Below are 25092 nucleotides of genomic sequence, written 5' to 3'. Positions count from 1 at the left end.
AAGAAAAACGGAGGTTAATTAAATGGATATGAAAACAATTGTGCACGGCGGTAATCATTACGAAAAGGAACTAGAGCATGGCAATCTTCATGTTTTTGCTAACCCGGATGTGTTCCATTCCTTTGAGAGCAAAGTATTCGAAATGGCGGATAATAACCTGCGGATTCCGCGTAATGTGCATATGAGCTACACCCCGGATGCCCATGTTGGAATTGGAACTTGCATTGGGACAACGGCAGTCTGGAGCATGAAAGACGGGTTCGTTTCTCCTTCAATTGTTGGCGTAGATATCGGCTGTGGCATGCGCGTGCATACGACATCCCTGCATAAACGTGATATTCAAGACAAGGGAGTTCGTAGAGCATTAATCAAAGCGATCGAGAAATATGTCCCAACCAATGAGCGCACGAATACGAATTATTCCGATATCGATATTATGGATGTCGTTCAAAACGGATTAAAAGGTCTACCAGAGAAATATATACCGAGCGAACTGTGGTTGACACATGTAGAAGAGTCTACGTTTAAGTTCGACCACACCTACCTTGAGAATTTGCCAGCAAAAATCCGTAAATATGCCCACGGGCAGCTTGGGACGCTTGGTGGCGGGAACCATTTTATAGAGATTCAGTATCTAGAAGTGGCAGAGGCTCATAAGGATTTGGCGGCAAAATGGGGCTTGTTCGATGGCCAGGTTGTCGTCATGATTCACTCCGGATCACGTGCATGGGGAGCTATGTTGGGTCAAGAATTTACCAAGGTTTTCAGAGAAGTAATGAACAGCTGGGGTGTCGTAAATCCTGATCGGAATCTCTTATATGCGCCAATTGCAAGTCATGAAGGACAAACCTACTTAAATCTGATGTATTCCGCTCTAAACTTTGCGGTAAGTAATCGACATATGATTGCTTATGGCGTGCGTGAAGCTTTCAGAGAAGTTTTTGGCGAGAATGAAGAACTGCCTGTTCTCTATGACCTTATGCATAATTATGCATTAAAGGAGTTTCACCGTAATCAGCAGATGCTTGTTCATCGGAAGGGAGCGACAAGAGCGCTGCCGCCAGGTCATTTCCTGAATACAGCTGCCTATAAAGAGACGGGTCATCCGGCATTAATACCTGGTTCCATGGGGACCTCATCGTACATTATGGTTGGGAAAGAGGAAGGGCTGAAAAACTTCTACTCCATTTGTCATGGTGCGGGCAGAGCGAGATCGCGGAAAGCAACAAAAGAGCTTGTCACTGTCGATCAATTCGCGCAATCAATGAAAGTTGGGACAGACGATGAGATTCTCGTTAATCATCGTTCCCTGCAAACGATTCTTGATGAATGTCCGCAAGCCTATAAGGATGTGGATCAGATTATTGATAGTGTTGTCGGTGCATCGCTAGCAGATGTGGTGGCGACTTGTAAGCCGATGGTTGCGATTAAAGGCGTTTAGTAAATTGTAGTGATGATAGACGTCAATGGACGTATAATCATAAATTTGGATGTATGTACGGATGACTTTACCAAGGCTAGGATTTCAAATAGTCCGGCAGTGCTCACACATCCGTATATGTTTGTATACTGTAATGTTCATTTCGGCGTACATTCCCCAGGTGCAGGGGTTCGAATCCCCTATCGTATGGAACGATTAGCTCAGTGGTAGAGCACTCGACTTTTAATCGAGCAAAAAACATCCCAATTGATCGTGTACTGGAGTCTTCTGTGGCTTTCAAATTGCACACTGCACTAAGGCTATGCAGTCTGCAGATACCGATTGCAAGAATGTTTACAACCGTTTGTTAAGAACTGGACGATAGACGGTTTGCTAGTGAAACCCGACAACTCCAACTAGTTTTCAAGTGGCTATTATTCATTTCTTGTACTCTTAAGCAGGATTCCGCCCTACTCGCAGGAGGACTCCAAATACGTGATCTATCATTCAAGGAGGGTTAACATGTTTAAAAAAGTGACGATACAAAATGACGAACGAGGCCTGCTTTTTCGTAAAGGCAGCTACTATAAAAGCTTACAACCGGGCACTTATTGGTTTTCTCCATTTTCGGAAGATACTGTTGTTGTTCTAAATATCATGACCCCTTTTAACGTAAAAGGGAAAGATCTTCAGTTGTTTATACATGACGAAATACTCATACAAGAGCTGGATATTATACAGGTTCATGACTATGAATATGTTCTGCATTATGAAGATGGCAAATTCGTTGGTTTGTTGACAGCTGGAAGCTATGCTTTTTGGAATGTTTTGAAAAAACATACCTATCTTCGTGCAGATATACGTAATCCTGAATTACCCAATGAAATTGATCCAGCTATCATTCCTAAGCTAATTGGTTATTATCAAACATTTGATGTGGCTAGTCACGAAAGCGGAGCTTTGTTTTATAACCATGTCATGCAAAAGGAGCTTGCTCCTGGCAAATATTATTTCTGGAAGGGGCCAATAGGAGTCGCTGTGAAAACCGTCGACCTTCGCCAACAGCAAATGGATATGACAGGGCAAGAAATGATGACGGAGGATAAGGTAACATTGCGACTTAACTTTGTGTGCCAATATCGCATTTTGAATCCGCTTCGAGCGCTTGAAATCAAGTCGTTTGAAGAGCAAATGTATATTCAGCTGCAGCTTGTTTTACGTGAGTACATAGGTACATTGAAATTAGATGATTTGTTGAAAATGAAACAGGAAATCGCCTCCTACGTTTTGTCACGCTTGAATGAGAAAAGTCTAGATTATGGCGTACAATTCTTGTCCGCAGGTGTGAAAGATATTATTTTGCCGGGCGATATTAAGGATATCCTGAATACGGTCTTGATGGCTGAGAAGAAAGCTCAAGCCAATCTCATTACGCGGCGCGAGGAGACTGCTTCTACGAGAAGCTTGTTGAATACGGCTAAGCTTATGGATGAGAACCAAACCCTATTTCGGCTGAAGGAGCTTGAGTTCCTGGAGAAGATTTGCGAGAAAATCGGGACGATTTCTTTTAATGGTGGAGGCAACTTATTAGAGCAGTTGAACTCACTGGTTGGAGATAAAAACATTTCTAAGCATTGATAAACTTTATTAATGGGCATGATCACTATAATTAATCTTTCCGCCCGCAACAGATTGACAGTTCTTAGGTTTGACTCGTATGATGTTTGTAAATGAATGGAAAGGAGGCCGACGATATGATTCGCAATCAAATTTCTATGAATAACCTGACAATTGAAAAGCAATTCATACCGTCGGTCTCAACCGGACTTGTGACGAATACGTAGGTACTCTTTGAGTAGGCCTAGTTTAAATTTGACATGATAAAGCCGTAGACGATGTTGGTCTATGGCTTTTTTGCATCCACATAATAAGAAGAAAGGGTGAGTCCCATGACATTTGATATAGGAAAAATAGATAGTGAGCTTAAACGAATTGAACAAGAGGAAGGTGTAATGATCCTCTATGCCTGTGAATCGGGTAGTAGAGCGTGGGGATTTCCATCGAAAGACAGTGATTATGATGTAAGGTTTATCTACGTAAGACCTGTGGATTGGTATTTATCCCTATTCGAGAAACGAGATGTCATTGAGCGTCCGATTAGCGATCAGCTGGACATCAACGGTTGGGATTTGAAGAAGGCGCTGAACTTGTTTCGCAAGTCGAACCCGCCTTTGCTCGAATGGCTCCAGTCGCCGATTCAATATATGGAGCAATACGGTGTGACGGAGCAAATCCGCCAGCTATCACCGTTAACCTTTTCGCCGCGGTCCAGTATGTATCACTATTTGCATATGGCCAAAGGGAACTTTCGAGAGTATTTGCAAGGTGAGTATGTGAAAATCAAAAAGTATTTTTATGTGTTACGCCCCATACTGGCTTGCCAGTGGATTGAAGAGCGCGGCAGCATGCCGCCGATGGATTTTGAGAATCTGGTGGAGCAAATGCTGCCGGAATCGAAATTAAAACAAGAAGTATATACGTTGTTGACGCGTAAGAAGGCTGGTGTCGAATTCGATTTAGAGCCGAAAATTACGGTAATCAACGATTATTTAGATCGACAAATCGCTTATTTTGAAGAAACTGCCAAACATATCGCTGTCTCTGGAGAAAAACAAGAAGCAGCATTAGATGCTTTATTCCGAGATGCGCTGAGGGAGGTTTGGGGTTCATAGAGAGGAACAAAACGAATGAAAGAAAATTATATTCAGCAGGTCCAGCTCCCATCGGGAGTCGTCCAAGTATACGCAGGACCTGAGTTGTTTAAAGCGTTAGATTATCAAGTTTTTCAAATGGCCAATAACAATTTGCAGATTCCAAATCAAGTGTATATGAGCTATACGCCTGACGTACATGTCGGAGTTGGTACTTGCATAGGGACGACAGCAGTTTGGAATACGAATGACGGATATGTATCTCCATCCATTGTTGGCAGCGATATTGGCTGTGGAATGCGAGTGCATATGACGAATTTGCACAAGGATGAACTGAAGGATGTGAAGCTGCGCCGCAAGCTGGTGAAGACGATCGAGAAGTATTTACCCGTTGAAGATCACGCACGCGGACATTTCTCGGACATCCGATTGGAACACATTGTCACGAAAGGACTGCATGGACTTCCGAAGAAGTATATTCCCGACGGCTATACGCCTCGAAAGGCGACTTCGCTTACACATGTAGAAAGCAGCAAATTTACTTTGGATGAAAATGCATTGAATCGATTTCCGAACAATGTTTGGCATCGGTCACACCGCCAGCTTGGGACGCTCGGGAATGGGAACCATTTTGCGGAGATTCAGTCAATTGAGATTGCCGAAGAGAACCGTGAGGTGGCTGAAGCATGGGGACTATTCGATGGTCAAGTGGTCGTTATGATTCACTCGGGCTCGCGTGCATGGGGCGGCTCTGTGAGTCAATACTGCAGTAGTGACATGTTAAAGGTGATGCGGATGAATGGATTAGGAACAGCTGATCCTAAGCTGTTATTTGCACCCTTAGATCATCCAGAGGCCCAGACTTATGTAAATCTGATGTATTCGGCGCTCAATTATGCTGTTGTAAATCGCCATCTCATTGCCTATGCCATTCGTGAGGCTGGTAAAGATGTGTTTGGGTCGAAGTTTGAAATGACCACCTTATACGATCTTATGCACAATTATGCATGGGAGGAAGAGCATGAAGGGCAGTCCTATTTTGTCCATCGCAAAGGGGCGACGAGGTCGCTTCCAGCAGGACATCCTGATAATCCGCAGCCTTACCTAAATACAGGTCACCCTGCGCTGATTCCGGGTTCGATGGGGACGGCTTCCTATATCATGGTAGGAGCTCCGGGCGGCAAAGCCAACTTTCACTCCATCTGTCATGGAGCAGGGCGAATTCGCTCGCGCAGTGCGACGAAAAGATTGATAACGCTGAATGAATTTACCTCTTCCATGCGAGTAGGTACAGATGACGAAATTGTCGTAAACCAAAGATCGTTAGAGTCGATTCTAGATGAATCGCCGCAGGCTTACAAAGATGTAGATCAAATTATTGAAAGTGTCGTCGGAGCTGGATTGGCTGAAGTTGTAGCCAAATGTAAGCCTTTGGCGGCAGTAAAAGGTGCTAAATGAATCATGAACATTGCGTAAGAATTAATGAAGAATCAGCTGCTGTATCGGCTCCTTTTAGGTCTGACGGCAGATCGTTAACAGCGTATGGGGACTATGCCTATGTATTAGAACGCATTCAATATGTGCTGGGAGAGAAATATGGTCACGACTTCGAACCCTATTTGAGTGATGATGGAAAAGAAGAGTATTGGGAGCTGCTTGAACAGGATGTGAAGACAGGGTCTAGTGATGTGCAGTTTGTCACTAAGATTTTTGACCATATGGAGTCACGTGCATTCGGAATAGATGCGGAGAGTGATGCTGCGGCTTATCGCACGTATCCAACACTGCGCAATAACGTGTTTGCTTACCCGTCCTGGGGAATCGCGTTAGCTAGAGTACCTATCTTTCGCATGAATGGCGTCGGAGAAGAGGATTTTGTTTTTGCTGTGGATGATGAGAGTCTGTTGCGTTTTCTAGAACACGCTCGGCAGCGGCGTAGGGATTTGGATCGTAGACAAGTAACTGTTTTCACGGATGGACCTCATGGAATGGAAAAAGAACTGGCTCCTATTACGCGCATGGTAGACCGTACGGAGGTCATCATGAAAGACGAAGTGAAGACAGATATTTTTCGCTCTATCGATCAGTTTTTTGCTGAGGATCGTGCTTTTTTCAAGGAGTATGAGATTCCTTACAAAAGAGGCATCCTGCTCTATGGGAAGCCAGGCAATGGTAAAACGACGCTCGTCAAATCGATTGCCGGCAGCGTGAAAGCTCCTGTTGCTTATTGGCAAATAACGGAGAACACAGGTAGTGAATCTATTCAAGAGGTGTTTCAAGCTGCGGCTAACATGGCACCAATGATTCTTGTTATTGAAGATATTGACGCTATGCCTCAGCGGGCGAGGTCGTACTTTTTAAACATTTTGGACGGTGCGACTTCCAAAGAAGGCATTTTCCTCATTGGGACAACGAATTATCCGGAGCAAATAGATCCGGCTCTTATGAACCGGGCAGGGAGATTCGACCGTGCTTATGAAATCAAGCTTCCAGACCTAGAGCTAAGACAGATCTATTTGGAGCAAAAGGGGATAGGGAAGCTTCTGAACGAAGAGTTGATTCGCGTAACGGCGAAGCAAACGGAAGGGTTTACTTTTGCCCAGTTAAATGAATTGTATGTATCGGCTGCGCTTCAGTGGCATTATGAGCAAAACGTGAATATCGAGAAGCTTGTGAAATCGATGAAGTCTGATCTGCACAAAGGGCAGACGATGTCATGGATGAAAGAGGATGCGGATGTGAGGGTTGGGTTTTTGGTTAGTTAAGAAATGTGATAACAAATAGGATTAGTTTGAGGATGTGATTGACATGTTACCTGACAACATACAAACAAAATTAAGTAAGTTTATGAGTAAAATACTGCGGCATTCGCCAGAAGAGTTTGGACTGAGCCTCGATCCTAGTGATGGTTCATGTGCGATTGCTGATTTAATAGAAGTTCTTCGTGTACAGACGAAGTGGTCAGAGCTTAAAGTAAGCGATATTGAAGAAGTTGTAGCGCGCTGCGAAAAGCAGCGATTTGAAATTAACGGTGATCGAATCCGAGCCCGATATGGACATAGCCATGATAAAGTCAGCTATCCAATGGTTGTGCCTCCTAATGTGCTCTACCATGGCACGAATGTGCAGGCTGCCCCTGTGATTTTAAAACAGGGGCTGCGTCCCATGAAGCGCCAATATGTCCATTTGTCCGAAGGACTACATTTTGCAACGCTAAGAGGAGAATTGGTTATTTTATCCATTGATACGGAGAAGGCTTCCCGAGCTGGAGTAGTCTTCTACTACGCGGGCAATGAAGTATGGCTTACAGACGCAGTTCCTGCCGAGTTCTGCAGCGTTTATGCGGATGAAAAGGAAGGACAGTTAGATGGATAATCAACTCATTGATATTGGAGTTAATTTGATGCATCTTTCTTTTGATCAGGACCGCGACGAGGTGGTTGCAAAGGCATTTGCAGCGGGAGTGTCTCCACTCCTTTTGACTGGCACAAGCGTGAGAAACAGCAATTTCTTATTGGCTAATAAAGCTTACTCTAAGCGCGGTCGCTCATACTTGAAAGACCAATAGAGGTTCTTCTAATAGAATTTATATGTTTTGGGGTGACTGAGAGGTGACCCCTTATTTACATGCCAGAATTTATATGTGATACATAAATGATGATTTGAATCGGTAAATGACTATGTTTTCCTAAAGTTTTGTCTTAAATCGGGATAGATCGTCATATATGCTCAATTGGGGTTACCGGATGAATGAATCTATATTCACGGTTTAATGATGTTGCAGAAAGTGCAACAATTGCTCCTAAATCTCGCCTTTCTCCCTTCGTTGTTGCATAATGTACAACAATTTAGTCCTATTCAGGCCATTTCGCAACAAATGGGCTCAAAATGTTGTACAAACTACAACTTCAAGTTGCGAAATAGCCTTTTGGCGTGTGAATTGTTGCATAAAATACAACATTGATACCGACTATAACCCAATTTGTCCTCACGAAAGCTGAATGACTTTAAAATCGAATTTTGGAATATTGAATATAAGTTGTGAGGATGCATCATGAATCAATCGACAACAAAGTTGCTTTCCAAAAGTTGTAAAATACACAAAACAATACACGGATAAGCAAATGAAGTTTAAGCATTTACCTCTTGAGCGTAGCTTGCTTTTCATCAAGCTTTATAAACACTCCCAACCATGACGGCGTAAGCCGTTTATTTACTTTTTCGAGTTCTTCGTTCTATTCACAGCTGAAATTCCATACCCATGAAAAAGGAAAAATTAGGAACTGTGTGGAAACTGTTTGTATAACCAAGTTATGAGGGGTACAAGATGAATTATTTAACGGAATCGTATGTAGATAGTTTGGCGCTTAACAGCAGTGCGATCAAGAATGGCAAGGATTTGATGAAGAAAAATAGTTTTCCGCTGCTCTGTCAATCGGAGGACGGGACGATCATTTTTGGGGAGTGTAAAGGTAGCGGAAAAGACCCCTATCGATGTTCGGTCGATGTGGCGAAAGAGGGGAATCCCGTATTCCGCTGTTCATGCCCGAGTCGTCAGTTTCCGTGCAAACACAATCTCGGTTTGATGTATGCCTATACGTCAGGCAAAACGTTCACCATTGCACCCGTGCCACAAGATATTGTGGATAAAAGGGAAAAGGCGGAGAAGCGGGAAGAGAAGAAGAAAGAACCTGTCGACCCGGATGCTCCAGTTGTTAAGCGCAAGACGAACAAGTCAGCATTAATGAAGAAAATAGCTGCACAGCTGGAAGGGATCAGTATTGCTGAGAAGCTTATCTTGCAGCTTGTACAGTCAGGGCTAGGAAGCCTGGACAAGAAGGCGCTGCAAACCGCTGAAGAACAGGCAAAACAGCTTGGTAACTATTATATCCCGGGAATCCAAACGGCGCTTCGTGATTTGACGCTTCAGTTACGAGCACAGGAAGATCGGGAGACCGTGTATACGAATGTGATCGAGCAGCTTACCGCGCTGCAAGCATTGATCAAGAAAAGCAGGGAGTATCTCAATAACAGATTGGAAAATCCAGATCATCCTATGGATACGGAATCAACGTTGGAAGAATGGATTGGGCATGCCTGGCAGATCGCAGAACTGAGGGAGTATGGTCGCGTTCGCAGTGAGTCCTCGGAATTGCTGCAGTTGTCGTTCCGATCCTATACGGATCATGCTAGAGGTGAGTTCATAGATGAAGGATACTGGTCGGACCTACAAATCGGACAGATCCATTTCACAAGAACGTATCGGCCATTCCGTGCAGCGAAATACATACGTGAAGAAGATTCCGTATTTCAGGTCGTCGAAGCGAAAGAACTTGCGCAATACCCTGGGGAACTTAACACGAGGGTGCGTTGGGAGGAAGCAACGTTCCGCGAAGCTGACTCACAGGATTTTCAGAAGATTCGTGCTTCAGCTCATAAGTCATTCCCAGAAGTTATTAAACAAGTGAAGAATCAGATTAAAAATCCACTTTCGGACAAGCGCCCTGTCGTACTGCTGCAATTTGCTGAGATCAAGAAGACGGAAACTGCCTATATCTTGTTAGATGAACAAGGTAAGCAGCTTCCACTTGCAGACATTCCATTTCTCAGCGAGCCTACGACTCATCTGCTGCCTATGCTAAATAAGATGTTCCTACAGAATCAAGCGGTTCTGGTTATGTTTGAACACAATTGGCAGCATAACAGGCTTGAGGCGCAGCCATTAAGCATCGTAACGACAAATGAAGTCGTTCGCTTGCTGTATTGAAGAAAAGACTTAGGAGACGAACCTATGAGTATAGATCTATTGTTTGAGCTGCAGCATGAGGTGCGGCGTTTGTTTGTAGCAGGTAGCGGGATGGCGACGGGTGATTTACGTTTGCAAAAGATGCTTCCCCAACTGCAAAAGTTGGGCGAGTCGGCTCCGGTGTTTAACCGAATGGCTCAAGCAGTTAGCCAAGTTCTGGACACGGAAGCGAGTGGCTCAGCGAGCAGACTTTTAGAGTTAGGCACGTTGTTGAACTCTGTGCTGTACACGCAGGGGAAAACGGAGTCGAAAGAAGACCTCGTTCCTGTGGAAGGAACGGGAGTGAAGCTTTCGACGTCAATCCCTTACCGCAAGCTGCATCCACTCATTGAGGCATTGACGCAAAAAGGTCAGGGTCGAATGGAGCAGATTCGTCAAGGGTACGACGATGGGTTGTTTCATGATTTCCGCGTCATACCTGCTGCTGTTTCTGCGTTAGAGGATAGTTATGTAGAAATACCCGATTTTCTCCATCGAAAGGTGCTGCCCGCACTCGGAATGGAGGCTCTCCCCGCGCTTCAGCAGCAATTTAAGCTAGACGGCGGGAAAGGTGACGCCCGCAGATTGGAGCTAATCCATGATTTGCTTGCCTTATCTGCCTTAGATCTGCTTCTTCAAGCTGCCAAACTAGGTTCAACGGAAGTCCGTTCCACGGCAATTGAGCTTCTAGGCGATTATCCTGATCAAGAGGATTTTATTTTAGAGCAAGCTGATGATAAGAAAAAAGAGATACGCAGAGCTGCCTTATTCGCCTTATCTCGTCTTGGAACGGAGCAAGCCATCGCTCGCCTTTACAAAGCACTGGGTTCGAAGGATCAGGATCTTGCGATAGAGCCGATTCAATTATGCAAGGCAAACGATTTGACTCTCAGTGTCATCGGGCATGCGGAAAGTGTGTTGGAGCGAATCATTCAACGTACAAACGTGGAAGATTCCGCACAACAGTTGTTGGCGAACATCCGCAGCTTACAAGGCAAAAGAGTACCGGAAGTCGTAGATTTCCTAGAAAAGTTGCTGTCTACGCCTAGTTTTATTGTTCCGGAAACGGAAGCCGTACAGGAGGCTGCTGCCGATCTTCTGCTGCAATTAGATCTGCCTGAGGCAGACCGTTTTGCTGTTACTTTACATGAGGTGTACAATCGCAAATTTATTGCTTACAGTTTTAGAGCAGCCATCAAGATTCTTCCTCCAGAAGACGTCTACGAACGCTTTTGCCATGATCTTAAGGATAAAAAGCAGCCGGCGGCTAAGGATTTATTGCGAGAATTGTATGAAGTGACACCGACGCTGCTATATCAAGCAGATGAACCCAATGAGGTTGCTTCAGCTAATTTTGTAACATGGGATCCAAGATGGGTGCATCTGTTTGTGAAATTGGACGAGGAAGAGCTCGTGTGTAGATTTGCTCAAGACCCGGACTCGAAAGTCACGGCTTATCTAGTCAAAAAATGCGAAGAGCTGCCTAATTTTAACCGAAATAAAACAGCTAATATGTTGTTGATCCTCTTCAGCCAAAGCTATCCGGATGCGCCAAGGCTGCTCATGGATATATTGGAAAAAGGCGGAGCCAAGCAGTTCTATTATTTGGATCGAGTCCAGCTTACATTGCTTTCATTACTGCCAAGGTCATATGCAGAGAGGCTGCAGCTATTCGCAGAAGGGCTATCCTATCAAGGCATGAAAAATCAACTGCTAGAAATCGCGGAAACGATAGCTGCGAAGCCGGAACAAACCGAGCCGTCAGATAACGAAGAGAAGGGACAGGGATTATGGGGATGGATCAAAAGCAAGATGTCGTAAGATTGCCCTCTGAACGTTTATACATGGAAGAATTGGAAGCTTTAAAGAAATTGGATCAGGATGCGAAGCCAGCCGGATGGCAGCTTTCTCCGAAGGCAGTATTGACGTTCCTGATTGGTGGAAATGTAAAAGGGGTCGCAATTACGCCGAAATATATCGGCAACAAGCGGCTGGTAGAAATGGCGATAGCCACGCTGTTGACAGACCGAGCTCTCATGCTGATCGGCGAACCAGGGACGGCTAAGTCTTGGCTTTCGGAAAATTTGACGGCAGCGATTCATGGGGATTCTGGCAAAGTCATTCAAGGAACGGCGGGTACGAGCGAAGAGCATATTCGTTATTCATGGAACTATGCCATGCTGCTGGCGCAAGGACCTTCCGATCAAGCGATTATTAAAAGCCCGATTTTCCGCGCAATGGAAACAGGCGGGATCGCCAGATTTGAAGAGATCTCGCGCTGCGCGTCAGAGGTACAGGATGCTCTGATCTCCATCCTGTCGGAGAAGACGATCTCGATTCCGGAGCTGGGCAGAGAAGTGTTCGCTGCAAGAGGATTCTCTATCATCGCAACAGCAAACACGCGCGACCGTGGAGTAAACGAGATGTCAGCCGCCTTGAAGCGGCGTTTTAACATCATCGTGCTACCATCCCCTTCAGATATTGATACGGAAGTGGAGATTGTTCGCAAACGTGTCAGAGAGATTTCGACGAGTTATGAGTTAAGAGCGTCGCTCCCAGAGGAAGAGGCGGTGCGCAAGGTTGTGACGATTTTCCGCGAGCTGCGCAGCGGGATGACACTCGACGGCAAAGAGAAGGTAAAAGGGCCGAGCGGAGTGATTTCGACGGCTGAAGCGATCTCGCTGTTAACGGGCAGTATGGCTCTTGCGGGAAGCTTTGGGAGCGGACAGATCAGTGAAGAAGACATAGCGGCTGGGTTGCAAGGTGCTATTGTGAAAGACGAAGAGAAAGACCGCCTCGTATGGAAGGAATATCTAGAAAATGTGATGAAAAAGCGGGGATCGACATGGAGAAATCTGTACTTCGCGTGCTCGGAGATGAACAACTAGATCGCAGTCAGGGGTTTCATGTTTTTGGCATACGGCATTTATCTCCTGCAGGTGCTTTCCATCTGCTTGCTTTCTTAGATGAAGTGATGCCTACAGCAGTGCTCGTTGAAGGACCTAACGACGCAAGCGGGTTTATTGCTGAGCTAACCTCTCGTGGCGTAGTCCCGCCAATTGCTATTTTAGCGTATACGGATCAACTGCCCGTAAGGACCTTGTTGTACCCGTATGCTGATTATTCGCCGGAATATCAGGCGTTTCAATGGGCTAGCCGCAATGGTGCACATGCTGAATTTATCGATTTGCCGTCCGAGCATGCTTTGGCTTTATACGAGCAGAGGCAGCGGAGGTCATCTTCTGCTGAGGGAGAGAGTACTCAGACTGAGGACGACGCTTTTCGGGCGTATGTCCACGAACAGAGGACGCTGTATCAGCAGCTTGCTGAACTGTCGGAAGAACCGGACTATGAAGCTTACTGGGAACGGCATTTTGAACATAATCTGCAAAAAGACGCCTACCGCCATGGCATTTATCAATTTTCGGCTCAAATGCGGGAGCTGACCGCTCAGCAGGAGTGGCAATTTGCGCCACAGGAAGCGGCTTACAATGAGATTCGGGAAGCTTATATGCGGCGCAAAATTCAGGATGCTATTGAAGCTGGGCACGCTCCTGAGAAAATTGTAGTCGTAACGGGTGCGCATCATGCCTCTGCATTAGATTTCCGCTTTCCGGTGATGACGGATGAAGAGATGAAGGGGCTGCCCAAGACGACAACCAAGCTTACGTTGATGCCGTATTCTTACTACAAGCTGTCTTCGCACTCGGGATATGGGGCGGGGAACCAGGCACCCGCTTATTTCGAATTGTTTTGGCAGTGCCTCCAAAAAGGTGATCTGAGCAGGCTTCCTTCCTTGTATTTTTCCCGGGTAGCTGCATATCTCAGGGAACATGGCACTTATAGGTCTACAGCTTCGCTCATCGAAGGTGTGAGGCTGGCAGAGGCTCTTGCTGCTTTGCACGACGGTAATCATCCTACATGGAAAGACCTTCGGGACGCAGCAATGGTATGTCTCGGTCACGGGGAGCTTTCGACAATTGCGGAAGCTTTGGCAAGGACGGATGTGGGCACGGCCATCGGCAGATTGCCAGAAGGAGTCAGCCAGACGCCAATTCAAGATGATTTGAACAGAGAACTCAAGCGGCTCAAGCTGGAGAAATTCAAGTCTACGGTTGCTTCAACCTTAGAGTTGGATTTACGTGAAAACCGCAGGGTGAAGTCAGAGGAAGCTGCGTTTCTGGATTTGAAGCGGTCTGTTCTCCTGCACCGACTGGAACTGCTGGGGATTAACTTTGCCAAGAAGCAAAGAGTGAATCAAGACTCCGCATCATGGGCGGAGAATTGGGTGCTGCAGTGGACGCCAGAAGCTGAGATCCAAGCCGTGGAGTCGACCTTGAAGGGGGAGACAATTGAGCTGGCCGCGGCTTTCGTGCTGAAGGAGCGGCTCGACGTTTGCGGCGATATCGCGGAAGCTTCGCGCATCATTCGGGCAGCTTGCGATTGCGCGTTGACTGAACTGATGGAGCAGGCCAAATCCGCGCTGCAAGGGCTTGCGGTGGATGCAGGCAACTTCGAGCAGGTCGCAGGGGCGGCCTACGAGCTGTCTGTGTTGATCCGTTATGGATCGATTCGCCGAATCGAAACGGATACCCTTGTTCCGCTGCTCCAGCAGTTGTTCCTGCGCGGATCACTGCTTCTCGTAGACAGCGCGGGCTGCAACGATGACGCCGCTCAGGGCATGGTTCGAGCGATTCAGTCGCTGCACACCATTGCCCAAGACCATTTTGAAGCGGTAGACGACGATCTGTGGTTGAATAAACTGCAAGAGCTGGCTTCTCGCGATGACCGTAATGCAAAGCTGTCGGGCTTCGCTTTCGCTATTTTGCTTGAGCGTAATGAAATTCCGGATGAGCGCGTTGCTCGGGAAGTTTCACGTCGCCTGTCACCGGGAATTCCCGTTGATCTAGGGGCGGGGTGGTTCGAAGGCATGTCGATGCGCAACCGATACGCGCTGCTGTCTAGGCAAACGTTGTGGCAGCAGCTCGATGCCTATATTGGATCGCTGGATAAAGAGGCATTCCAACGTTCACTTGTGTTTCTGCGCCGAGCTTTTGGTTCATTCGAGCCGAGGGAGAAGGCTTCGGTGGCAGAGATGATGGGCGACATTTGGGGTGTTGGTGCCGATAACGCTGGAACTGCTTTGCAGCAGCCGTTAAGCGAGGAAGAGAAGGAGAAGCTGGATGAACTCAACGATTTTGATTTTGGGGATTTGTAGCCTATGACCATGATAGATCAAGAACAATTGAAGCGATGGCGGTTGATCCTAGGTGCTGCTTCTGAAGAGAAGCTGCAGTCTTTTGGCGCTGGAGACGGAATGCTTGACGAGGAGTCGAGACTCATGGATGAGGCGCTTGCCGCGATCTATGATGAGACATCCGGGATTAGTGCTGATGACTCGAACGTAGGTGGCCCCCGTAAAGCGGGGCTGGGGCCTTCGTCCCCGAAGCTTGCCAAGTGGCTGGGAGATATCCGCACCTTTTTCCCGCCGGACGTGGTCTCCGTCATTCAGTCCGATGCTATTGAGCGCAAAGGCTTGAAGCAGCTGCTCTTCGAGCCGGAGCTTCTTTCCCAAGTGAAACCAGATATCCAAATGGTAGCCACGTTAATGGCGCTCAAAGGGAAAATACCGGAGAAAACGAAAGAGACCGCTAGGCAATTAGTGAAGGCCGTTGTAGATGAAATCGTGAAGCGGCTTTCGCAGGATCTTCGCCGTGCTGTTACTGGTGCCTTGAATCGCAGGCAGCATTCGCCGCTTCCGTCGTCCACAGGACTGGACTGGAACACAACCATCCGCAAAAATCTCAAGCACTACGACAAGGAGCGCGGTCTCCTGCTGCCTGAGAAAGTCTACTTCTTCGACCGAGCGCGTCGGAGCAAAGAGTGGACGGTCATCCTGGATATTGACCAAAGCGGTTCGATGGCGGGTTCCGTCATTTACGCGTCCATTATTGGTTCTATTTTCGCCAGTATGCCGGCTCTGGACACGCGAGTGGTTGCTTTTGACACCGAGGTCGTTGATTTAAGTGAGCAGTGTGCAGAAGATCCCGTTGATATGCTGTTTGGGATTCAGCTTGGCGGTGGAACCGATATTAACAAATCCATCGCTTACTGCGAACCTTTTATCACGGAGCCGAAGAAAACGCTGTTAATCTTGGTCTCAGATTTATATGAAGGCGGCAATCGGACAGAGATGATTCAAAGGCTTGTCGACATGCATCAGGCTGGCGTGAAGACGATCTGCTTACTCGCTTTATCTGACCAGGGCGTGCCTTCTTATGACGATGCTGTCGCAAAAAAACTAGCTCAATACGGTATCCCTTGTTTCGGATGTTCTCCCGAGAAGCTCCCCGAATTCATTGAAGGTGCTTTAAAAGGGCATGACCTTGCGGTGCTTGCGGAGAGGGTGAAGCATGGTAAGGGGATGTAGCTCATAATGCTGGCAGCCGAACAGTCCTTTGCGTGTGGAGGAAAGGGAGTGTGCTCTTGAGAGGTAGGATTCACGGATTGCTGTGTATTGTTTGTTTGCTGGGTCTGTTTGTCGGTTTTATGACGCCTACGGCGTATGCTTGTTCCCGCGGGCCCACAACGTTTGAGGAAGATTTTCTGGAAGCGAGTGCGATTTTTACGGCAAAAGTAACGAGCGTGGATGCCGTGTATCCGTCGCAGAAAGCGGCAGCGGTGGAACCTGATAAAGTATTCAAGGGACAGTCTCCAGCCTTTGTTGTGACCAATGATGATTCGGACCAATGCGGTGCTGGTATCGAAGTTGGGGAAACCTATCTATTTTACTCCCGCGGATGGGATTTACCCTACGTTAGTGTATTTGATACGCATCTTCTTAGTACGGAAAGAGCAGAAATGCTGACGCACTGGCTCTTGGATAGGACTGAGAATCAACAACCAAAGCCTCCCCGAACGGAGACTATTCTTGCCCATAGACAAGGAGAGATCCGGATATTTTTTGAACATCATGATAGAGGGTACTCAAAAAAGTCCTTCATAACAAACAACTCCATTTATGTTCCTCTTTCCTTTTTCAACGATACACTCTGGCATTCGGCGTACTGGAATGAGGATAAGAATGAAATCGTCATCGATACAACCAACCGTCTAGAATTCGAAGAGCCAGATCCCGATGCCCTACTTGCTCCCCATAGAGTGGCGGCAGAAGAAATTAGCGCAGCGTACAATGAGATTAAAATCAAAGTGAAAAGTGAAATCATAGAGGTACATCCGGAAGCGTTTGTTTCGGGTGATGAAATTTTTGTTCCTTTACGCGTTGTCGCAGAAAAACTTGGTTATGAACTTGAATGGATAGACAGTTCTTCTTCCGTCATTCTCCACAACCCTCTTGAAAAGCAGAGTGGGCCCAAAACTTTGGCCATGAGATATATCACTAATACCGGGTTGGAAGGCAGTCTTGAGATAGAACGGTTAACAGCGAATGAGATCACTTATCGGGCTTACCACGGGCATCTTCCGAAAGGTATTGAAGTTAAACCCGAAACGGTTCCTTTTGCGGAAATGTTAAAAGAAGAGCTTGGATATCGAAAATACGGGATACAATTTTATTTGAAGATGGATAAACAGGACATACGGCTGTTAGTGTCTCATGAACTCCTTCACAAAATCGAAAGTGACGCTTCATTTCGCGAAAAAGTCGGGGCAAAATTAGGACAGCCGATGAGCGTGATACCTCGCAACAGGATACTAACTGTAAAAGACTTTGAGTGAGATTATAATCACAAATATATATGGTATTTCAGGATAAAGATGTATGGGTGGTGGGAGTGCCCCAAAACAAGGAGGACCGGGTTTGATGGATCAGAAAGCAAATTCTGACTTCAGTAAATCGCTTTTCAACGATTATCCCTTACTGACCACGAAATTGTATATTCCGCAGCAGCCATCGTATTATGTGGCCAGAGAACATTTGATGGAGAAGATGTCTAAGGCGTTGAATTGCAAAGTGACTCTGGTCACTTCCCCTCCGGGATTTGGTAAGACGACGATGGTAAGCCATTGGTCACTAAACCAGCAGTTACCCGTAGCATGGGTCTCTTTAGATCAAGGCGAGAATGACGTGCTTAGGTTTTGGACTTATGTGATTGCGGCAATGAATCGGCTTTATCCCAGTGTTGGCCATAAATCTCTTTCTTTACTGCAGACGATATCTTTCTCATCCGAACAGATGATTTCATGGCTGATGAACGATTTGTTTGAGATCCCGGATTCCATCCTGCTGGTATTGGATGATTACCATTTGATTGAATCCGATGAGATTCATCGCCTGGTTGCTTTTTTTGTTGATCGTATGCCGCCACAAGTACACCTATGTATACTTAGTCGCAAGCAACCTCCAATTGCTGTTGGCCTACTTCGCGTCAAAGGTCAACTCAACGAAATCGGCCCAACAGATTTGAGATTTTCGCAACGGGAAATATCGACTTTTTGGCTTCGTCAAACAGGCGTTTTGCCTAACGAGCGATCACTTAAGCTGTTATCCGACCGGACAGAAGGCTGGGTTGCTGGATTACAACTGGCCGTATTATCCCATTTGTCGGGTCAACAAGATGCACTGCACCAATTTAAGGGGAACAATCGCTACGTTGTCGACTATTTAATGGAAGAAGTTTTTATTCATTTACCAGAGTCGATTCGTGCTTTTCTATTGAAAACTTCGATTTTGGAAAGGATGAATGCCAAGCTTTGCGCCGAGTTGACGGGTCAGCCGATCGATAAGGAACAGCTGCAAGAGATGGAGAAAGCTAACTTGTTCGTGATTCCGTTGGACGCAGAAGGCAATTGGTACCGATATCATCACTTATTTGCCGATTTCTTGCGCAGCAAGTTAGAAAATAAGGGTGAAATGATCTCTTTGCACAAAATGGCCAGTGACTGGTTTGAAAGGCATGGTTTTATGGGGGAAGCGATTGAACATGCTCTGGCTGCGGAAGCGTTTGATCAAGCATGCACCCTCATCCTAAGCGTCGCGACAGAGCTGTTGAAAAGAAGGGAATTGACTACGCTGTACCGCTGGTTGCTGCAGTTGCCTGCTGCTATCAGAGAGCGTCCCGCTTTGCTGATCATTCAAGTATGGACAGAACTATTAATGGGGCGCAAAGAGCTAATGGATGAGCATATTGAAACCTTGCAAAAGGCGCTGGATTCACCTAATAGCGTAGAAACATCACTTTATATTGGAATACGGGAAGATATGAAGGTCGCGAAAAACTTTCAGTCGATGTTACTCGGTAATTACAAGCTATGTTACTCCCTATTGCAGGCTATGCATGAAGATGACAATCTCCCAGATATCGAAGGTCTGCCTATGCTATTCGGCTTGGGCATGGAGCTGAATGACGGAGCAATTCCATTTATCCGCAGTTACTACGGCTTTAGCGGACGAATCAAACAAGCAGAACGTTATCACCGGTTATATGATTCCTTTATTAATAAGCATGAGTTCCACCAATATCCGTTTACGGCTTATCAGCGAGCAGCCATGAGCGAGATCAGTTATGAACGAAACCAATTAACGGAGTCATTACGCTTGGCTGAGGATGCCATTCGGATTGCTAAAAGGAGCCATGTAATCGGGGCATATGTGCCTGCTGAGATCATCCGGTCAAGAATTCTTTGGGAGAGAGATGCTAAAGAAGAAGCGATTGTCATCATTTACGAAGCGATGGAACATCTAAAGCTTACCCATCATCATAGCTCGCATTGGCACGGTTTGTTGAACGCTTATCTGATTAGTTGTCAATTAGAGATAGGAGATATGGGAGCTGTAGATCATTGGATGGAAATATCCCCATGGAGCAGGCAAAGTGAGATCATTGGCGATCAGGATTTCGAGCTTCTGACATTTATAAGGGTTTTAATGGCAAAGGAAAACGTCCATCAAGCATTCTCTTGGTGCGAACCACTCTTAAAAAAAGCCAGGACATCTGGAAGAATCATGACGGAGCTTGAAGTTCTGTTATTCCTCTCGCGTATACACAATAAAATGAACAACCCCCACTCCTGTTTGCTTCACCTGCATCAAGCTCTTCTCCTAGGTGAGAGGGAGGGTTACCTTCGTATTTTTGCGAATGCGGAACTGGAGCCGCTGCTCCGCCAATATGCGGATGTACGGAAGAACAAGTACATGGCGGAATTACAAACGGAAAGGGTTTCCCTTCACTATCTTCAAGTTGTTTTATCCCTTTTCTTAGACAAACCGAACATAGAACGAAATAACAATTACAAGGAATCCTCGGTGCATATGTTGACTGTTCGGGAACAAGAAGTACTGCAGCTCATTGCGAGTGGATTGTCCAACAAAGCCATTGCAGAAAAATTAGTGCTGGCTGAAGGTACGGTGAAGCTTCACTTGCACCGGATTTACAGTAAGCTGCAAGTTAACGGGAGAATCCAAGCTATACAGAAAGCAAATCAGTATCGATCACTTTGAAAAAGATATAACCATCGTATATATCGTTCGTTGGATGGCTTCGTCTTTCCCTTCTGATAAGCTGATAGCAGTCAGAAAGTGAGGAGAGGAAAAATGTCAATGAAAGACTACGATGTTATCATAGTCGGAGCGCGGGTTGCCGGTTCATCGCTCGCTTATGAGCTGTCGAAAGCTGGATATAAGGTGCTGCTCGTGGATCGCAGTTCGTTTCCAAGCGATATCCTATCTACGCATAACTTTTTCAACAATTCGGTAGCCATGCTCCGAGAGATGGGGGTATTGGAGCAGCTGCTTCAAACCGGTACGCCGATGTACAAGCGGGCATTCGTTCAAATGGATGACGTGGTCATCGATGGGATTTATCCCGAAGTAAATGGTGAGACTCACTGTTTATGTATTCGACGTAAGTATCTAGACCGAATCTTGTTCGACCATGCAGCTGCTCAAAGGCAGGTGACCGCCATGGAAGGCTTCCGCGTCACGGATGTTCTCATGCATAATGATGTGGTGAACGGGATCGTAGGGTTGAGCCGCGATGGTAAAAGAGAGGAATTTACTGCTAAGCTAGTGGTCGGAGCCGATGGACGTCATTCTACACTGCGCGATTTAGTGAAAAGCGAGCGGAAAATGGCTGTCCCTACTGATTTTGCATCGTATGTGGGGTACTTCTCTAATTATCGCCAAGAAGGCGAGCGCTGTGTGGAATTTAATAAAATGAAAGATAACCTGGCCATCATTTTTCCTACGAGCGACGATTTGTTTGTTGTAGGGCTCATGTTTCCCTTGGAGAAAAAGGAATGGATTGAGAAATTTAAAAGTAACCCGGAAGCTGGATTCCGCGAGCTAGTCGATGTCGGCTTCTCCAACACAGCTTTCCCTGAACGTCTCCGAGAATCTTCCTTAGTAGAACCGATTAAAGGGCTGCTGGGCTACGATAACGATTGGTTTCGAGGCATGGGCAAGGGATGGGCACTTGTCGGAGATGCTGTTTCTTTTAAGGATCCCGCGGTTGGGCAAGGTATGCATGATGCGATCTACGGTGCGCGCTTATTGACTGCTATTTTATCCTATACGGGCGACTGGGAAACAAACTGGGAGCCTATGGCTGATAAGTACCAGGCCGCCATGGAGTCGAAAATGATGTCCCATTATCACATGGCGTGCCAAATGACGAAGAACATACCAGATACCATGGAGCAAACGGTCGTGAATCGATTAATCGGCAGCAATCCCGATGCGGCTCAAGCTTTTCTTGGCATTTACAACTACGCTAATGAACCAGAAGCATTAGAGCGGACATTGATGAGTTTGCTGCAGGAAGGCAGAAGCGTTGAAGAATGAGCAGCGGTAGTCCCGACTGCAATAGTATGGGCCAACCGATTTCATCATCGAAATTGGTTGGCTCATTTATGATTTTACGAATGGATGTTGACCGACATAACGTCTCCTCAAATTTCTATCATTTTCTATTCATTAATTCGATCCTATTCGTAGTATAATGTTCCTAATGACATATGGAGGAACTAAAATGACGTTAATTAAGCAATTGCAAGCACCAGAAGAGTTTGTAGGTTACTACCTCATTAAAGAATTAGAAGTTAAACAAACGAATACCACACCTGCCAAAGATTTCATGGACATTGTGTTATGCGATGCTAGTGGGCAGATCTCTGCAAAACTATGGGATGTTAGCGCGACCGATAAAGAAACATTTTTCCCGATGACGTTGGTCAAAGTTCAAGGCTTAGTTCAAACCTATCGCGATAAATTACAGGTGAAAATCGGTAGATTACGCAAGGCGCTGCCAGAGGATGGCGTACATATTACGGATTTCATCCGTTCAGCACCGATTAGTCCGATCGATCTTATTCATACGATCAATCAAGTTTTAGAAAGTATTACAAATCCGACCATCAAGTCGATTGTTACGTTTTGTGTGAGCAAAGTGGAGGAGAAATTAAATCATTCCCCAGCCGCTAAGACTCATCATCATGCCTATTTCGGCGGCCTTGCTTATCATATTGTGCGGATGCTGGAAATTGGTGAATTTATTTGCAAACAGCGGCCATTTCTCAATCCTGATTTAATTAAAGCGGGCATCATTTTGCATGATATCGCCAAACCCGAAGAGATGATCGCGCAGCTAGGAATTGTTTCGGATTACAGTGTGCAAGGAAAGCTGCTCGGACACATCTCGATGGCGTCGAACTGGATTACGGAAGCTGCCTTGCATCATGAGATTGATCTCCAATCCGATGTTGTCATTGGCCTGCAGCATATTGTACTGTCCCACCACAACTTGCCTGAATGGGGGAGTCCGGTACTGCCTCAAATTCCAGAAGCTGTTGCCTTGCATTACATTGATTCGATGGATGCGAAGCTGCAGATGGTGGAGGATACCTTACTAACAACGCCAGAGACAGAAGCATGGACACCAATGATCCGCGGACTTGAAAATAAGGCGATGTATCGTTTGAACTTATAATCTATCTCAAAATAACGAAAACTGCGTGAGCTCCGGTGCTCGCGCAGTTTTTTTGTCTTTTCTCACAGTTCCAATCCTGTCCCTTGTTTAAATCGTTTAATGACGACCTGCGTGTTAACGCGTACGACGCCTTTCAATTTGTAGATATTTTGGTAGAGGAAGTCTTCGAGCGCAGCATCGTCTTTGAGCAAAGCATGCATATGCAGAGAGCTGCTCCCTGTCATTTGGTAAATACTGATAACGTTGGCGTCAGCGGAGAGCAGATTACCTACTTCCTCGGCAAACCGCGGCTCCACTTCGACTTCGAAAAAAGCGCTGACGGCTTTACCTAATTTCGTTGCGTTTAACCGAATGGTAAAGTTTTCGATGACTTCCTTTTCGATGAGGTTTTCAACTCGTTTTTGAATCGCAACACGTGAGAGATTGAGTATTTCCCCGATTTTTGCATAGGATATCCGGCCATTCTCATGTAGTAATTTGATAATTTCTTGATCCACTTGATCAAGGTGAGGAAGCTCCAACATAGACAAGACTCCTTTTTCGTAAAATATATACAGATGTAAATATTATCATAGTATTCTCACGAAAAGAACGAATTTTCCGTTCGAAATCAAATTATGTTAATCGAAATTTCTGGAATTATGTTAAAAACGTAACCATATGTATTTATTTCATTTACAAATGGAGTTGACGATAAAAAGCTTCATTCATATAATGATGTTAATTAACATAACACATAAATAAAATAATCAATTAAATGTAAGGTTACATAACATTTAAGGGGGTGGTAAAATGTCAAACAAATTAATTTACAACGGTACGGTGTTGACCATGAATGCTTCCAATCAGATTTTCAAACCTGGCTATGTATATATGGAACACGATGTGATCCGTGAAGTGGGGGAATGGAGGTCAGACGGGAGCTTAGACCATTTAATTTCACAATCTTCGAATACGTACAATGTTTCGGGTAAAGTTGTCATTCCTGGGATCATCAATGGCCACACCCATTTGTTTCAAACGTTCATGAGAGGGGTGTCGGATCACTCACCGCTCGCACAGTGGCTCAAGGAGATTATTTGGCCGATGAGTCTGGCGATGGAGCCTGAAGATTTTTACTTAGCTGCTTTAATCGGGTGCATCGAAAATTTAAAATCTGGTGCGACATATATGATGGATCACCATTATATCCACACGTATCCAGAGAATGATGCAAGTGTACTGCAAGCGATGGTGGATTCGGGGATTCGCGGACATTTGGCCAGAGGCGGTTCGGATTTGGCCGGAGAAGTCCGATTAAGGGAGACAGAGGAACAGATATTTGACAGTACAGATCGATTGCTCGATGAATGGGATGGCGCTGCTTCCGGCAGGATTCGAATTGCATTGGGGCCGCTAAATTTATATGGATGTTCCCGAGGGTATCTTGAGCGGGCGGCTGTCTTTAGCCGGGATCGCAAGCTGATTTCTCACGTACATGTCGCTGAAACGAGTGAACAGATCGACACGACGATGGCCCGCTATGGGCTTCGCAATTTGGAATTACTGAATGAAGTTGGACTGCTCGGCGAGCAAACTCAAGTTGTTCACGGTGTGTGGCTTGATGATGGAGAACTAGAAATGATTCGTGCAAAGCAAGCTTCCGTCATCCATTGTCCAGTATCTAATATGTACTTAGCTTCTGGTGTTGCCAGAGTACCTGAAATGCTGCGTATGGGCATTAACGTCGCCCTAGGTACGGATGGTTCTGGCAGCAATAATTGCCAAGATAACTTAGAAGTGCTGAAGTTCACGGCATGCTTGCATAAGGTGAATGAGCTGGATGCTACCTTATTGCCTCCGATGGATGTGCTGCGTATGGCTACAGTGAATGGTGCCAAGGCCGTTGGTAGGAGTGCTGATTTGGGCAGTCTTGAGCCAGGCAAGAAGGCAGATGTAGTAACCATAGATATGCTAAAAGCGCATATTAGTCCGGTACATCGCGCTTCCTCAGCACTGGTTTATAACGCGAACGGCAATGATGTCGATCTCGTTATTGTTGGCGGTCAGGTTGTCGTAGAGAAGGGAAAAAGCACGTGGATCGATGAGCAGGAAGTTCTAGAGAGAGCACAAGCAAGGGTTGATCTTCTACGCAGTAAGTTGTCTGGTCAGTATCCTATTTTTTCAAATATAGAGTAATTCATCTTAAAGCTTGCGCTAAACAAATTTTTACAAACCCAAAGGAGGATGGTT

Annotated in this window: 17 protein-coding genes and 1 pseudogene; 17 read left to right on the top strand and 1 reads right to left on the bottom strand. The window is 45.9% G+C overall.

Features of this window, described 5'->3' with window-relative positions:
• Window positions 1-28 precede the first annotated feature (28 nt).
• The 16 genes and pseudogenes from AC58U0_RS09540 to AC58U0_RS09465 all read left to right on the top strand — a co-directional run bounded on the left by AC58U0_RS09540 (window position 29) and on the right by AC58U0_RS09465 (window position 22860).
• On the top strand, window positions 29-1441 hold the full coding sequence (locus AC58U0_RS09540; RefSeq protein WP_497378858.1) for an RtcB family protein: 1413 nt from the start codon (window positions 29-31) through the stop codon (window positions 1439-1441).
• Window positions 1442-1942: 501 nt separating this feature from the next.
• The gene (locus AC58U0_RS09535) at window positions 1943-3058 is read left to right on the top strand and encodes a slipin family protein (protein WP_497378769.1); all 1116 of its coding nucleotides are present in this window, start codon (window positions 1943-1945) and stop codon (window positions 3056-3058) included.
• A gap of 311 nt (window positions 3059-3369) precedes the next feature.
• Entirely contained in the window at window positions 3370-4152 is a 783-nt protein-coding gene (locus AC58U0_RS09530; protein WP_497378768.1) for a nucleotidyltransferase domain-containing protein, read from the top strand.
• A 15-nt stretch (window positions 4153-4167) separates the two neighbouring features.
• On the top strand, window positions 4168-5589 hold the full coding sequence (locus tag AC58U0_RS09525; RefSeq protein WP_497378767.1) for an RtcB family protein: 1422 nt from the start codon (window positions 4168-4170) through the stop codon (window positions 5587-5589).
• Window positions 5586-6896 (top strand): AAA family ATPase, encoded by a 1311-nt coding sequence (locus AC58U0_RS09520; protein ID WP_497378766.1) that lies wholly within the window; start codon window positions 5586-5588, stop codon window positions 6894-6896. The genes AC58U0_RS09525 and AC58U0_RS09520 overlap by 4 nt, the downstream gene beginning before the upstream one ends.
• 43 nt (window positions 6897-6939) lie before the next feature.
• Window positions 6940-7506: an RNA 2'-phosphotransferase gene (locus AC58U0_RS09515; RefSeq protein ID WP_497378765.1), complete on the top strand. Its 567-nt coding sequence runs from the start codon at window positions 6940-6942 to the stop codon at window positions 7504-7506.
• Window positions 7499-7636, top strand: a pseudogene (locus AC58U0_RS09510) (hydrolase TatD); the annotation flags it as partial. The gene AC58U0_RS09515 and the pseudogene AC58U0_RS09510, both read left to right, overlap by 8 nt.
• An 822-nt stretch (window positions 7637-8458) precedes the next feature.
• Window positions 8459-9898 carry an SWIM zinc finger family protein gene (locus AC58U0_RS09505; protein ID WP_497378764.1) on the top strand — a complete coding sequence of 480 codons (1440 nt, stop codon included), beginning with the start codon at window positions 8459-8461 and terminating at the stop codon, window positions 9896-9898.
• Between the two features lie 24 nt (window positions 9899-9922).
• The gene (locus AC58U0_RS09500; protein WP_497378763.1) at window positions 9923-11737 is read left to right on the top strand and encodes a HEAT repeat domain-containing protein; all 1815 of its coding nucleotides are present in this window, start codon (window positions 9923-9925) and stop codon (window positions 11735-11737) included.
• The gene (locus AC58U0_RS09495; protein WP_497378857.1) at window positions 11713-12804 is read left to right on the top strand and encodes an ATP-binding protein; all 1092 of its coding nucleotides are present in this window, start codon (window positions 11713-11715) and stop codon (window positions 12802-12804) included. The genes AC58U0_RS09500 and AC58U0_RS09495 overlap by 25 nt, the downstream gene beginning before the upstream one ends.
• Window positions 12762-15134, top strand: coding sequence for a DUF5682 family protein (locus AC58U0_RS09490; RefSeq protein WP_497378762.1), 2373 nt, complete (start codon window positions 12762-12764; stop codon window positions 15132-15134). Before AC58U0_RS09495 ends, AC58U0_RS09490 begins: the two co-directional genes overlap by 43 nt.
• Before the next feature lie 3 nt (window positions 15135-15137).
• Entirely contained in the window at window positions 15138-16346 is a 1209-nt protein-coding gene (locus tag AC58U0_RS09485; RefSeq protein WP_497378761.1) for a VWA domain-containing protein, read from the top strand.
• A gap of 56 nt (window positions 16347-16402) precedes the next feature.
• Entirely contained in the window at window positions 16403-17653 is a 1251-nt protein-coding gene (locus tag AC58U0_RS09480; RefSeq protein ID WP_497378760.1) for a stalk domain-containing protein, read from the top strand.
• A gap of 85 nt (window positions 17654-17738) precedes the next feature.
• A complete protein-coding gene (locus AC58U0_RS09475) occupies window positions 17739-20375 on the top strand; it encodes a winged helix-turn-helix domain-containing protein (protein WP_497378759.1) in 2637 nt (878 codons plus the stop codon).
• 93 nt (window positions 20376-20468) lie between these two features.
• Window positions 20469-21716 (top strand): NAD(P)/FAD-dependent oxidoreductase, encoded by a 1248-nt coding sequence (locus AC58U0_RS09470; RefSeq protein WP_497378758.1) that lies wholly within the window; start codon window positions 20469-20471, stop codon window positions 21714-21716.
• A gap of 187 nt (window positions 21717-21903) precedes the next feature.
• Window positions 21904-22860, top strand: a complete 957-nt coding sequence (locus AC58U0_RS09465; RefSeq protein ID WP_497378757.1) for a 3'-5' exoribonuclease YhaM family protein — start codon at window positions 21904-21906, stop codon at window positions 22858-22860.
• A 62-nt stretch (window positions 22861-22922) separates the two neighbouring features.
• Here AC58U0_RS09465 and AC58U0_RS09460 read toward each other — a convergent pair whose 3' ends face one another.
• Entirely contained in the window at window positions 22923-23384 is a 462-nt protein-coding gene (locus AC58U0_RS09460) for an Lrp/AsnC family transcriptional regulator (RefSeq protein WP_497378756.1), read from the bottom strand.
• A gap of 268 nt (window positions 23385-23652) precedes the next feature.
• Between AC58U0_RS09460 and AC58U0_RS09455 the strand changes: the two genes are divergently transcribed.
• Window positions 23653-25038 (top strand): amidohydrolase family protein, encoded by a 1386-nt coding sequence (locus tag AC58U0_RS09455; protein ID WP_497378755.1) that lies wholly within the window; start codon window positions 23653-23655, stop codon window positions 25036-25038.
• Window positions 25039-25092 lie beyond the last annotated feature (54 nt).

Source organism: Paenibacillus sp. J31P190 (genome assembly GCF_059692075.1).
This window is presented reverse-complemented; position numbering and strand designations above follow the sequence as displayed.

What these genes read in the sequence shown, in the direction of transcription:
- AC58U0_RS09540 (WP_497378858.1), top strand. Translation starts at nt 29, where the DNA reads ATGAAAACAATTGTGCACGGCGGTAATCATTACGAAAAGGAACTAGAG.
- AC58U0_RS09535 (WP_497378769.1), top strand. Translation starts at nt 1,943, where the DNA reads ATGTTTAAAAAAGTGACGATACAAAATGACGAACGAGGCCTGCTTTTT.
- AC58U0_RS09530 (WP_497378768.1), top strand. Translation starts at nt 3,370, where the DNA reads ATGACATTTGATATAGGAAAAATAGATAGTGAGCTTAAACGAATTGAA.
- AC58U0_RS09525 (WP_497378767.1), top strand. Translation starts at nt 4,168, where the DNA reads ATGAAAGAAAATTATATTCAGCAGGTCCAGCTCCCATCGGGAGTCGTC.
- AC58U0_RS09520 (WP_497378766.1), top strand. Translation starts at nt 5,586, where the DNA reads ATGAATCATGAACATTGCGTAAGAATTAATGAAGAATCAGCTGCTGTA.
- AC58U0_RS09515 (WP_497378765.1), top strand. Translation starts at nt 6,940, where the DNA reads ATGTTACCTGACAACATACAAACAAAATTAAGTAAGTTTATGAGTAAA.
- AC58U0_RS09505 (WP_497378764.1), top strand. Translation starts at nt 8,459, where the DNA reads ATGAATTATTTAACGGAATCGTATGTAGATAGTTTGGCGCTTAACAGC.
- AC58U0_RS09500 (WP_497378763.1), top strand. Translation starts at nt 9,923, where the DNA reads ATGAGTATAGATCTATTGTTTGAGCTGCAGCATGAGGTGCGGCGTTTG.
- AC58U0_RS09495 (WP_497378857.1), top strand. Translation starts at nt 11,713, where the DNA reads ATGGATCAAAAGCAAGATGTCGTAAGATTGCCCTCTGAACGTTTATAC.
- AC58U0_RS09490 (WP_497378762.1), top strand. Translation starts at nt 12,762, where the DNA reads ATGGAGAAATCTGTACTTCGCGTGCTCGGAGATGAACAACTAGATCGC.
- AC58U0_RS09485 (WP_497378761.1), top strand. Translation starts at nt 15,138, where the DNA reads ATGACCATGATAGATCAAGAACAATTGAAGCGATGGCGGTTGATCCTA.
- AC58U0_RS09475 (WP_497378759.1), top strand. Translation starts at nt 17,739, where the DNA reads ATGGATCAGAAAGCAAATTCTGACTTCAGTAAATCGCTTTTCAACGAT.
- AC58U0_RS09470 (WP_497378758.1), top strand. Translation starts at nt 20,469, where the DNA reads ATGTCAATGAAAGACTACGATGTTATCATAGTCGGAGCGCGGGTTGCC.
- AC58U0_RS09465 (WP_497378757.1), top strand. Translation starts at nt 21,904, where the DNA reads ATGACGTTAATTAAGCAATTGCAAGCACCAGAAGAGTTTGTAGGTTAC.
- AC58U0_RS09460 (WP_497378756.1), bottom strand. Translation starts at nt 23,384, where the DNA reads ATGTTGGAGCTTCCTCACCTTGATCAAGTGGATCAAGAAATTATCAAA.
- AC58U0_RS09455 (WP_497378755.1), top strand. Translation starts at nt 23,653, where the DNA reads ATGTCAAACAAATTAATTTACAACGGTACGGTGTTGACCATGAATGCT.